The organism is Burkholderia sp. Ax-1719, from assembly GCF_011753055.1.
In the GTDB taxonomy this organism is placed as follows: domain Bacteria; phylum Pseudomonadota; class Gammaproteobacteria; order Burkholderiales; family Burkholderiaceae; genus Paraburkholderia.
In genome coordinates, this window is sequence record NZ_VWWJ01000003.1 from 115,987 (window position 1) to 127,933 (window position 11,947).

The 11,947-nt window shown below is 63.3% G+C and carries 10 protein-coding genes; 2 read left to right on the forward strand and 8 right to left on the reverse strand.

Annotated elements, in window-relative coordinates; all coding sequences use genetic code 11:
• Window positions 1–5: 5 nt before the first annotated feature.
• From rseP to rpsB, 8 genes are all read right to left on the reverse strand, one after another.
• Window positions 6–1,511, reverse strand: coding sequence for an RIP metalloprotease RseP (gene rseP / locus F3J17_RS07990; RefSeq protein ID WP_167055860.1), 1,506 nt, complete (start codon window positions 1,509–1,511; stop codon window positions 6–8).
• A 133-nt stretch (window positions 1,512–1,644) separates the two neighbouring features.
• Window positions 1,645–2,823: a 1-deoxy-D-xylulose-5-phosphate reductoisomerase gene (locus F3J17_RS07995; protein WP_167055862.1), complete on the reverse strand. Its 1,179-nt coding sequence runs from the start codon at window positions 2,821–2,823 to the stop codon at window positions 1,645–1,647.
• Window positions 2,824–2,853: 30 nt separating this feature from the next.
• The gene (locus tag F3J17_RS08000) at window positions 2,854–3,663 is read right to left on the reverse strand and encodes a phosphatidate cytidylyltransferase (RefSeq protein ID WP_167055864.1); all 810 of its coding nucleotides are present in this window, start codon (window positions 3,661–3,663) and stop codon (window positions 2,854–2,856) included.
• A complete protein-coding gene (gene uppS / locus F3J17_RS08005; RefSeq protein WP_167055867.1) occupies window positions 3,657–4,439 on the reverse strand; it encodes a polyprenyl diphosphate synthase in 783 nt (260 codons plus the stop codon). Before uppS ends, F3J17_RS08000 begins: the two co-directional genes overlap by 7 nt.
• Window positions 4,440–4,503: 64 nt before the next feature.
• The gene (gene frr / locus F3J17_RS08010; RefSeq protein WP_167055869.1) at window positions 4,504–5,064 is read right to left on the reverse strand and encodes a ribosome recycling factor; all 561 of its coding nucleotides are present in this window, start codon (window positions 5,062–5,064) and stop codon (window positions 4,504–4,506) included.
• A gap of 91 nt (window positions 5,065–5,155) precedes the next feature.
• Window positions 5,156–5,872, reverse strand: a complete 717-nt coding sequence (gene pyrH / locus F3J17_RS08015) for a UMP kinase (RefSeq protein WP_027814826.1) — start codon at window positions 5,870–5,872, stop codon at window positions 5,156–5,158.
• 264 nt (window positions 5,873–6,136) lie between these two features.
• On the reverse strand, window positions 6,137–7,018 hold the full coding sequence (gene tsf, locus F3J17_RS08020; RefSeq protein ID WP_167055872.1) for a translation elongation factor Ts: 882 nt from the start codon (window positions 7,016–7,018) through the stop codon (window positions 6,137–6,139).
• A gap of 213 nt (window positions 7,019–7,231) precedes the next feature.
• A complete protein-coding gene (gene rpsB / locus F3J17_RS08025; protein WP_167055875.1) occupies window positions 7,232–7,987 on the reverse strand; it encodes a 30S ribosomal protein S2 in 756 nt (251 codons plus the stop codon).
• 353 nt (window positions 7,988–8,340) lie between these two features.
• Between rpsB and map the strand changes: the two genes are divergently transcribed.
• Window positions 8,341–9,165 (forward strand): type I methionyl aminopeptidase, encoded by an 825-nt coding sequence (gene map, locus F3J17_RS08030; protein ID WP_167055878.1) that lies wholly within the window; start codon window positions 8,341–8,343, stop codon window positions 9,163–9,165.
• A 202-nt stretch (window positions 9,166–9,367) separates the two neighbouring features.
• On the forward strand, window positions 9,368–11,947 hold the full coding sequence (locus F3J17_RS08035) for a [protein-PII] uridylyltransferase (RefSeq protein WP_167055881.1): 2,580 nt from the start codon (window positions 9,368–9,370) through the stop codon (window positions 11,945–11,947).

An 11,947-nucleotide genomic window follows, 5' to 3' on the forward strand; every position in this document is an offset into this window, starting at 1 on the left:
CATCTTTAAAAATGGATTAACCGAGCCAGGTCATTGAACAACGCGATCGCCGACAGCGCGACGATGCAGGCAAGTCCCGCACGCTGTAGCACCATCTGCCAGCGATCCGAGACGGTTTTGCCCGTTACGGCTTCAACCGCATAATATAACAGATGCCCCCCGTCCAATACCGGAATTGGGAGCAGGTTGAGTACGCCAAGGCTAATACTGACAAGGGCGAGAAAGGAAAGGAAAGCCGACGGCCCGAGTCTTGCACTCTTGCCGGCATAGTCAGCAATCGTCACCGGACCCGAAAGATTCTTCAGCGAAGCCTCGCCCGTGAGCATGCGGCCGAACATCCGCAGCGAATACACGCCGATGTCCCACGTGCGGTTCGCCCCCATCCTCGCGCTTTCGAGCGGCCCGTAGCGCACCTCCACCGAAGGCCCCTGCGCGGAAAGCGCAGCGCCGATACGGCCGACCTGCTGGCCGGTTTCTTCATCGCGCTGGATGGCGGGCGTAACGGTGATCGTCAGCGTCTGCGGCGTCGATGCCGTTGCCGTTCCCGTGCTGGACGCGGCGCTCTGTGCATCGCCTTGTTCGTCGGCCAGCGCGCTGTCCTTGCCTGCGTCCGGCAGCGGGCCGCCGCGCAGGATCTGCAACTGCACCGGCTTGCCCGCATGCGCCTTCACGTACGTGATGAAACTGCTTGCGCTATCAACGGGATGTCCGTCGATCGCACTCAGACGATCGCCTTTTTGCAGCCCCGCCTGCTGCGCCGCGCTGCCCGCTTCCACACCCGCAATGCGCAGCGTGCCGCCGCCCGGTTCGAAACCGATCCGCGACATGAAATCGTCGTCGAGGTCTTTGCTCTGGAGATGCGAAAGATCAAGCGAATAGTCGGAACTCGCCGAGCCCGCGTTACCCGCATTTCCAGTGTGACCATCACGCGCCGACAGCACCACATGACGATGATCGAACGCCGCCGAAAGCAGCTTCCAGCGCAGATCGGCCCACGAGCGCACCGGCTCCATGCCGTTGCCATTGGCCGCGCTCACGGCCAGCACGGTCTCGCCGCCCTGAAAACCCGCTTGCGCAGCGACTGACTGCGCCGGCGGCGCGGCCACGACCGCGGCAGGCTCGCTCACACCGCTCGCATAAACGACCGCGAGCAGCACGATGGCAAGAATGAAATTGGCGATGGGACCCGCGGCGACGATGGCGATGCGCTTGCCGACCGATTGACGGTTGAAGGCATGCGGGAGATCGTCGGGGGAAATTGAGTTCGGCCGGTCGGCGAACTCGCGTTCGTCGAGCATCTTGACGTAGCCGCCGAGCGGCAACGCCGAGATCGTCCATTCCGTGCCGCTCTTCTTGCTGACCCACTGCAAAAGCGGACGACCGAAACCGATGGAAAATCGCAGAACCTTGACGCCGCACAAGCGCGCGACACTGTAGTGCCCATATTCGTGAACGACGACGAGTACGCCAATCGCCACGACGAAAGCCACCAGTTCGGTGAGCAGATTCATATGCGCCTCCTATGCTGGAAGCAGCACGCCAGTGCGGGGAGCGGCCTGGCCTGCAGGCCGAACCTCATGAGCCGCCGGGACGCCAGCCGTAGCTGCGCGGGTGTCCCGGGCGGGGCCTGAAAGGCTTAACGCCTCAGGCCGGCACCGGCAGGCTGTCGATGATCTTGTTTGCCGCGCGGCGCGCGGCGGCGTCGGCTTCGAGCACGACGTCGAGGCTTGTCGCGCTGCGGTTCTGCAGCGCGTTCAGCACGGCGTCGACCGTCTGCGCGATCGCCATGAAGCCGATACGGCGATTCAGGAACGCTTCCACCGCGACTTCGTTCGCCGCGTTGAGCGTCGCGCTCGCCACGCCGCCCTCGGCCAGCGCTTTCATTGCCAGCGCGAGACACGGGAAACGCTCGTAATCGGGCTTCTCGAAGTTGAGCGTTGCGACCTGCGCGAGATCGAGTTGCGCGACGCCCGAATCGATCCGGTCCGGGTAAGCCATCGCGTGCGCGATCGGCGTACGCATGTCGGGGTTGCCGAGCTGCGCCAGCACGGAACCGTCCGCATACGACACCATCGAGTGGATCACGCTTTGCGGGTGGATCAGCACGTCGATGCGATCGCCCGGCAAATCGAACAGGTAATGCGCCTCGATCACTTCGAGGCCCTTGTTCATCATCGTGGCCGAGTCGACCGAAATCTTGCGGCCCATCGACCAGTTCGGGTGCTTGCAGGCCTGTTCCGGCGTCACGTCCACGAGCGTCGACGGCTCGCGCGTGCGGAACGGGCCGCCCGACGCGGTCAGAATGATCTTCGTCACGCCGCCGTGTGCGCCGTCATGCGGCATGCACTGGAACACCGCGTTGTGTTCGCTGTCGAGCGGCAGCAGCACCGCCCCGCTGTCGCGAACCGTGTCCATGAAGATGTCACCCGACATCACGAGCGCTTCCTTGTTGGCCAGCAGGATGCGCTTGCCGGCCTTGGCCGCCGCGAGCGAAGGCTCCAGACCCGCCGCACCGACGATGGCCGCAACCACCGTATCGCAACCGTCGCTTTTCGACACGTCGATGAGCGCCTGCGGGCCATGGGTCACGATCGTCTTCGAGCCCGCCGCGCGCAGCTTTTGCTCGACGGCCTGGGCCGTTGCGGCGTCGCCGACCACGGCCACTTCGGGCGCGAAACGCAGACATTGATCGACGAGCTTGTCGCCGTTGCGGTGCGCCGTGAGCGCGTAGACGGAGAAGCGATCCGGATGACGTGCGACGACGTCAAGCGTGCTGTCTCCGATCGAGCCCGTGGAACCGAGCAGGGTGAGTCGTTTTTGCATTTTCATTTCTCTAACCGGACGCGTTTGGCGTTAGCCGAGCAGCAGCATGGCCAGCGGCAGGACCGGCAACAGCGCGTCGATGCGGTCGAGGACTCCGCCATGACCAGGCAGGAGGCCGCTCGAATCCTTCACGCCAGCCTGGCGCTTGAGCATCGACTCGAACAGATCGCCGACCACGCTGAACGCGACCAGCACCGTAAGCACGAAGAGCGCACGGCCAACGCCCAGCTGGGCAGCCAGCGCCGAATACAAGGTGGGCTCGAAAGCATGCAGCACGAGCGCGGCAACCGACACGACCATCACCGCGACCCAGCCGCCCACCGCACCTTCCCAGGTCTTGCCCGGGCTGATCGAGGGGGCCAGTTTATGCTTTCCGAATGCCTTGCCCGAGAAGTATGCGCCGATATCGGCCAGCCACACCACGAGCAAAAGCGAGAGTACGAAGCCTACGCCAAGCGCACGCGCGCCAACCAGCGCGTGCCAGCAGGCGGCGAAGAGGACAAAACCGGCTGCCAGCAGGAAAGCGCGCCAGGCGCCCGCGGCCAGCACCGGCTTGCGCACCAGCACATAGGGACCGGCGACGAGCCAAAAAATGCCCGCAGCCTGATAGAGCGGCCGCGCGGATTCAAGGCGCGTGCTGGCGAAGACGAGGACGGCGGCGATAGCCGCGTAGACGATCGAACCGACTTTGCCGGCCTTGAGCAGGCGCGCCCATTCCCACGCGGCAAACACCACCACGAGGCCGATCAGCGCGCCAAAGGCGGCCACCGGCGCGAACAGCGTAACCGGCAGGAAGACGGCCAGCAGGACGATCGCCGTGATGACACGGGTCTTTAGCATGAAAGCGAGTCGGCGTTCTGGTTTTGAGTGACGAGCTGGGCGCTCGTACGGCCGAAGCGGCGTTCACGATCGGCGTAGGACGCGATGGCGCGATTGAGCGCGTCTGCATCGAAATCCGGCCAATACGTGTCGGTGAAATAGAATTCTGCGTAGGCGAGCTGCCAGAGCAAGAAATTGCTCACGCGCTGCTCTCCGCCAGTACGGATAAAGAGATCCGGCTCCGGCGCGTAGTTCATGGCCAGATACTGGCTGACCGTGTCTTCGGTCACCGGCACCGCCTCGCCTGCCGCCACCGAAGCCTCAACCAGCTTGCGGGTGGCCTGCATGATGTCCCAACGGCCGCCGTAGTTGGCGGCGATGGTCAGCGTGAGGCGGGTATTGCGCGCGGTTTTGGTTTCCGCGCGGCGAATCAGGTCCTGGATGCGTTCGTTGAACATCGACAGGTCGCCCACCACGCGCAGGCGAATGCCGTTCGCGTGCAGGCGCGCCACTTCGCGCTCGAGCGCGGTGACGAACAGACGCATCAGGAAGGAGACTTCGTCAGTGGGACGCCGCCAGTTCTCGGAACTGAAAGCGAACAGCGTGACGAATTCGACGCCTTGTGCGACGCATGCCTCGACCACCGAACGCACGGCGTCCACGCCGCGCGTATGGCCTGCGACGCGCGGCAGACGGCGCTGCGTTGCCCAACGGCCGTTGCCGTCCATGATGATCGCGATGTGGCGCGGTACGGCGGCCACATCGGGCACGTGAACGGTTGAGCTGGTATAGGTCATGGCCGTCGGACTAAGACTGCGAAAAAGAAAGGGAAACCCTGGCGGGACTGGAAGCCTTGCGGCCTCAGACCGTCATGATTTCGGCTTCCTTCGTCTGAACGAGCTTGTCGATCTCGGTCACGAAGCGGTCCGTCAGCTTCTGGACTTCGTCGCTGCCGCGGCGCTCGTCGTCTTCCGAGATTTCCTTGTCCTTGACGAGCTTCTTGAGTTGCTCGTTGGCGTCGCGCCGCAGGTTACGCACGGCAACCTTCGCCGTTTCGCCTTCGTTCTTGACGACCTTGGTGAGTTCCTTGCGGCGCTCTTCGGTCAGTGCGGGCATCGGCACGCGAATGAGATCGCCGTGCGTTGCCGGGTTCAGGCCGAGTTCCGAGTCGCGGATCGCTTTTTCGATGACCGGGACCATCTTCTTTTCCCACGCCGTCACGCCGATCGTGCGGGCGTCGACGAGCGTCATGTTCGCGACCTGCGAAATGGGCACCGGCGAACCGTAGTAGTCGACCTGGATGTGGTCGAGCAGACCGGTGTGGGCGCGGCCCGTACGGATCTTCGCCAGGTCGCCCTTGAACGAATCGATCGAGCGCTGCATTTTCTGCTCAGCGCCCTTCTTGATGTCAGCCACAGCCATTTTGATACCTCCGAACCTTCATTACGGTACGGGCCCGCCAGCGCGCATGTGGGCGGCGCGGCCCGAGATCGATCTCGCGTGAGACGAGAGTTTACACGTGGACGAGCGTGCCTTCGTCTTCGCCCTGAATGATGCGCTTGAGCGCGCCCGGCTTGACGATCGAAAAAACCCGGATGGGCAGCTTCTGGTCGCGGCACAGCGCAAAGGCCGTGGCGTCCATCACCTGCAGATTGCGGCCGATTGCCTCGTCGAAGCTGATCGTCGAGTAACGCGTGGCCGTCGGGTCCTTCTTGGGGTCGGCCGAGTAGACGCCGTCCACCTTGGTCGCCTTGAGCACCACTTCCGCACCCACTTCCGCGCCACGCAGCGCAGCGGCGGTGTCGGTGGTGAAGAACGGGTTGCCCGTGCCGGCCGCGAAAATCACGACCTTGCCCTCTTCGAGCTGACGGATTGCGCGGGGGCGGATGTACGGCTCGACCACCTGGTCCATACGCAGCGCGGATTGGACGCGCGCTTCGATGCCGGCGTGACGCATGGCGTCCTGCAGCGCGAGCGCGTTCATCATGGTCGCGAGCATACCCATGTAGTCGGCCGTGGCGCGGTCCATACCGGCCGCGCCGCCCGCGACGCCGCGGAAGATATTGCCGCCGCCGATCACGACGGCGAGCTGGGTGCCCAGGCGCACGACCTCGGCCACGTCCGCCACCATCCGTTCGATCGTGGCTCGGTTGATGCCGAAAGCATCATCGCCCATGAGGGCTTCACCGGAAAGTTTGAGCAGGACGCGTTTATAGGCGGGTGTGGGCATGGAGGTATCCAGGATCGCGCGCAAAAGGCACTAACAGGGCAATAACTTGAAACTGTAGGGGTGAAATACGGCTTGGGGCAAGCGCCACCAGAAATAGCGAAGATTTGCGCCACGAGGCACGGCGGATGACCGCCATGCCCGGCGTCGCTATTCGGGCGTCGCTACGCTGCCCACCGCGGCTGTGAAACACCGCCGCGGCTTGCTACGGTACTGCGGTACGGCTTTTACTGCTTTGAAGCTTGCTGCTCCAAGGCTTGCGCGGCCTTATTGCTGCTTTGCAGCAGCGACTTGCGCGGCCACTTCGGCTGCGAAGTCGTCTTGACGCTTCTCGATGCCTTCGCCAACGACGAACAGCGCGAACTTCTGCACCGAGCTGTTAGCAGCCTTCAGCATCTGTTCGATCGTCTGCTTGTCGTTCTTAACGAACGGCTGGTTCAGCAGCGAGACTTCCTTCAGGTACTTCTGGACCGAACCGTCAACCATCTTGGCGACGATTTCAGCCGGCTTGCCCGATTCAGCAGCCTTCTGCTCAGCGATGCTGCGCTCCTTGGCGATCAGCTCGGCCGGCACGTCGTCCGACGACAGCGAAACCGGCTTCATTGCAGCGATGTGCATCGCCACGTCCTTGCCGACCTGCTCTTCTGCGCCCGTGTAGTCGACCAGCACGCCGATACGCGTGCCGTGGAGGTACGCAGCCAGCTTGTTGGCGGTTTCGAAGCGCGCGAAACGGCGGATCGAAACGTTTTCGCCGATCTTGCCGACCAGTGCGAGGCGCACTGCGTCGACCGTCGAGCCTTCCAGCGGCAGAGCCGACAGGGCAGCGACGTCAGCCGGGTTTTGCGTAGCGACCAGTTCGGCCACCGTGTTTGCGAATGCGAGGAAGTCGTCGTTCTTGGCAACGAAGTCGGTTTCGCAGTTCAGTTCGACCACGGCGCCAGCATTGCCGCCGATGAACGAAGCGATCACGCCTTCAGCCGTGACGCGCGATGCAGCCTTGCTCGCCTTGTTGCCGAGCTTGACGCGCAGGAGTTCTTCAGCGCGTGCCAGGTCGCCGTCGGCTTCCGTCAGCGCCTTCTTGCATTCCATCATCGGCGCATCGGTCTTCGCGCGCAGTTCTGCCACCATGCTTGCGGTAATTGCCGCCATCATTCGCTCCTTGAGTCTGTCTGGTACGCGCCAGCCGCATGCTTCGATGCGGCCAGCAGGAATTCGTTTCCGTTTATGCCCGTGCTGAAACGCTTTTTTACAGCTGCTTCTACAGGACTACGGTGCCGCCCATATGACGCGGCGTCGAATGCCACGGCTTAAAAAAAAGGGGCCTATGGAAAGCCCCCTTTTCTTGCCGGACACGGGGGCAGCTTACGCCTCCGAGTTGACCTCGACGAACTCGTCGTCGCCGTCGTTGCCGCGTGCAGCTGCGACCACTTCGTTCACCGAGTTCGCACGGCCTTCGAGGATCGCGTCTGCCACGCCTTGCGTGTACAGGGCGACTGCCTTGCTGGCGTCGTCGTTACCCGGGATGACGTAGTCGATGCCTTCCGGCGAGTGGTTCGTGTCGACCACGGCGATGACGGGGATGCCCAGCTTGTTGGCTTCCGTCACAGCGATCTTGTGGTAGCCGACGTCAACCACGAAGATTGCGTCCGGAATGCCGCCCATGTCCTTCACGCCGCCGATCGACTTTTGCAGCTTGGCGATTTCGCGTTCGAACAGGAGCGCTTCCTTCTTGCTCATCTTTTCGAGTTCGCCTGCCTCAACTGCTGCTTCCATGTCCTTCAGGCGCTTGATCGAAACCTTCAGCGTCTTGAAGTTGGTCAGCATACCGCCGAGCCAGCGTGCGTTCACGAACGGCATACCAGCGCGGTTTGCTTCTTCAGCGATCGTGTCACGCGATTGACGCTTCGTGCCGACGAACAGAATCGTGCCACGGTTCGATGCCAGCTGACGCACGTACTTCAGTGCGTCGTTGTACATCGGCAGCGTCTTTTCGAGGTTGATGATGTGAATCTTGTTGCGATGGCCGAAAATGAAGGGGGCCATCTTCGGGTTCCAGAAGCGCGTCTGGTGACCGAAGTGGACACCTGCTTCCAGCATTTGGCGCATGGTAACTGCCATGTTTGATTCTCCGCTAGGGTTGGTTTCTTAAGCCGGCTGCCGTATCAGATGCGCCGCCCTGCCTTATATAGATTCAGGACTGGCGCGCCCGACACCCTGGGTGCGCCGGCTCGCGATTTCACGATTTGCTTGCTTCTTGCTTGCTACTTACCAAGCCACTGCCCGGTTCCAGTTCTCATGAACGGGACGGGAGCGACTTAGCCGAAGAGTATAGCACGCAAAATGTGCATGTCTCAAGACGGCTAATACCCTCGGGCACTGGTCGCCGGCCGCGCAGCGCATTTTCAAAAGCCAGCGACCGGGGGGATAAGGTGCGATAATTCGATATTCGACTGCATTTTCGGGCGCACACCATGGCCATTTCGATCAAGACCGAACACGACATCGCGCAAATGCGCGTCGCCTGCCGACTGGCGAGCGAGGTGCTCGACTACATTACGCCCTTCGTTGTGGCAGGCGTCACCACCGGCGAAATCGACCGCCTCTGTCATGAATACATGACCAACGTCCAGGGCACCGTGCCCGCGCCGCTGAACTACCAGCCGCCCGGCTACCCGCCCTACCCCAAGGCCATCTGCACGTCGGTCAACGATGTGATCTGTCACGGTATTCCGGGCGACAAGGCGCTGAAGAACGGCGACACGCTCAATATCGACGTGACGGTCATCAAGGACGGCTACTTCGGCGACACCAGCCGCATGTTCATCGTCGGCGAAGGCTCGATTCTCGCTAAGCGTCTTGTGCAGACCACCTATGAATGTATGTGGCTCGGCATCGACCAGGTGCGTCCTGGCGGCAAACTGGGCGACATCGGCCACGCCATCCAGCGTTACGCGGAAGCCCAGGGCTATAGCGTGGTGCGCGAATACTGCGGCCACGGCATCGGCACCGTGTTCCACGACGAGCCGCAAGTGCTCCATTACGGCCGCCCCGGCACCGGCGTGGAACTGCTGCCCGGCATGATCTTCACGATCGAGCCGATGATCAATGCGGGCCGCCGCGACATCCGCACGATGCCGGATCAATGGACGGTCAAGACCAAGGATCGCAGCCTGTCGGCGCAGTGGGAGCATACGGTGCTCGTCACGGAAACCGGCTACGAGGTGTTGACGGTATCGGCCGGCACGCCCGCGAAGCCGGCGATCGTCGCGCAAGCAGCGGCAGGCGCGACGGCTTAAGGTTGTATCGGCTTCCCGCCCGAGGCGGGAAGCCTGCGAACGCACTACGCAGTAAGCCGCACTAAACGGTATTGAACGGTATTGAACGGTATTGAACGGTATCAAACGGTATTAAACGGCAACGGCCCGAGGCCGCCCCGTAAAACACGGCCTGCCAGTCTGGCCCGCGCCCTCCCAACCGCGCCATCACCACTCCGACCCCATGAGCGTTCTCGCCGTCGCCGCACCCGATACGTCGTCGCTGAAGTCCGACTACAAGGCCGCCAAGGCCGAGCTGCTCGAACGCTTCAAGAGCGCGTCCAACGTCGATTCGCTGATGCGCGCCCTCGCCCGCACCACCGACGAAACCCTGCGCAGCGCATGGAATCTGTGCGAACTGCCGGCATCGCTGGCGCTCGTGGCCGTGGGCGGTTTCGGTCGCGGCGAACTCGCGCCCTTTTCCGACGTCGACATCCTCGTGCTGTTGCCCGACGATGAAGCGCTCGCGCCGCTCGAAGCACGCATCGAACGCTTCATTGGCCTCGCCTGGGATCTCGGGCTGGAAATCGGCAGCAGCGTGCGCAGCGTTTCGCAGTGCCTCGAAGAAGCCGCCAACGACGTAACGGTGCGGACCTCGCTGCTCGAAGCGCGCCGCATCACCGGCAGCACGACGCTGTTCGGCGACTTCGCCCAGCGCTATCGCGACGCCATGGACCCGCGCGCCTTCTTCCAGGCCAAAGTGCTGGAAATGCGCCAGCGCCATGCGCGCTTCCAGGACACGCCGTACGCGCTGGAACCGAACGTCAAGGAAAGCCCCGGCGGCCTGCGCGACCTGCAACTGATCCTGTGGATCACCGAAGCCGCGGCATTCGGCAGCAGCTGGAAGGAACTCGACCAGCGCGGCCTGATCACCACGCGCGAAGCCCGCGAACTGCGCCGTAACGAAGCGTTCCTCAAAGCGCTACGCGCGCGCCTGCACGTGATCGCCGGACGCCGCCAGGACATTCTGGTTTTCGACCTGCAAACGCCCGTGGCCGAAAGCTTTGGCTTCAAGGCCAGCAGCGCGCGGCGCGCCAGCGAGCAGCTGATGCGGCGCTATTACTGGGCTGCCAAGGCCGTCACGCAGCTTGCCAGCATCCTGATCCAGAACATCGAGGCCCAGCTCTTCCCGAGCACCAGCGGCATCACGCGCACCCTGTCGGACCATTTCGTCGAAAAACAGGGCATGATCGAAATCGTGGCAGACGATGTGTTCGAGCGCGAACCGCATACGATTCTCGAAGCCTTTCTGCTCTACGAGCAGGTTCCCGGCGTAAAGGGGCTCTCGGCGCGCACCATGCGCGCGCTCTACAACGCGCGCGAAAAGATGGATCTGCATTGGCGGCGCGACCCGGAAAACCGCCGCCTCTTCATGGAAATTCTGAAGCAGCCGGCGGGCATCACGCACGCCATGCGGCTGATGAACCAGACCAGCGTGCTCGGGCGCTATCTGCTGAACTTCCGGCGCATCGTCGGACAGATGCAGCACGACCTCTATCACGTCTACACGGTTGATCAGCACATCCTGATGGTGCTGCGTAACATCCGCCGCTTTGCCGTGGCGGAGCACGCGCACGAATACCCGTTCTGCAGCCAGTTGATCGCCAATTTCGAGCGACCCTGGGTGCTCTACGTGGCGGCGCTCTTTCATGACATCGCCAAGGGGCGCGGCGGCGATCACTCGGAACTCGGCATGGCCGACGCGCGGCGCTTTTGCCGCGAACACGGCATCGACAGCGAGGACGCCGATCTGATCGTGTGGCTGGTCCAGCAGCATCTGACCATGAGCCAGGTTGCGCAGAAGCAGGACACGAGCGATCCCGAAGTCGTCAAGCGGTTCGCCGATCTGGTGGGCACGGAGCGCCGTCTGTCGGCGCTCTATCTGCTGACGGTGGCCGACATTCGCGGCACCAGCCCGAAGGTCTGGAACAACTGGAAGGGCAAGCTGCTCGAAGACCTCTACCGGGCGACGCTGGCCGTGCTCGGCGGCGCGCGGCCCGATACGCATTCCGAACTGAAGACGCGCCAGGAGCTGGCGCTTGCGCTGCTGCGGCTGGAAACCGTGCCAGAGCACGCGCACCGCGCGCTGTGGGACAAGCTCGACGTCGGCTATTTCCTGCGCCACGACGCCGCCGATATCGCGTGGCAGACGCGCGTGCTCTACCGTCACGTCGAAACGGTCGCGCCCGTGGTGCGCGCGCGGCCCTCGCCGATCGGCGAAGCCTTGCAGGTGCTGGTCTACGCGAAGGATCGTCCTGATCTCTTTGCGACCATGTGCGCGTACTTCGACCGCAGCGGCCTGTCCGTGCTCGACGCACGCGTGAGCACCACGCGCCACGGCTACGCGCTCGACAATTTCATCGTCGCCCATACCGAGGGCGACGTGCATTACCGCGACATCGCGAACCTGGTCGAACAGGAACTCGCCGAACGCCTCGCGGCCGAAAGCCATGTGCTGCCGGAACCGTCGAAGGGACGGCTCTCGCGACTGTCGCGCACCTTCCCGGTGACGCCGCGCGTCGACCTGCGGGCCGACGAGCGCGGCCAGTACTACATCCTGTCCGTGTCGGCCAACGACCGGCCGGGCCTTCTTTATTCGATCGCGCGCGTGCTGGCCGAGCACCGGGTCGGCGTCCATGCGGCGCGGATCAACACACTCGGCGAGCGCGTCGAAGACGTTTTTCTGCTGGACGGCTCGGGACTTTCCGACAACCGCCTGCAGATCCGTGTCGAAACCGAACTGCTGCGCGCGATAGCAGTGTGA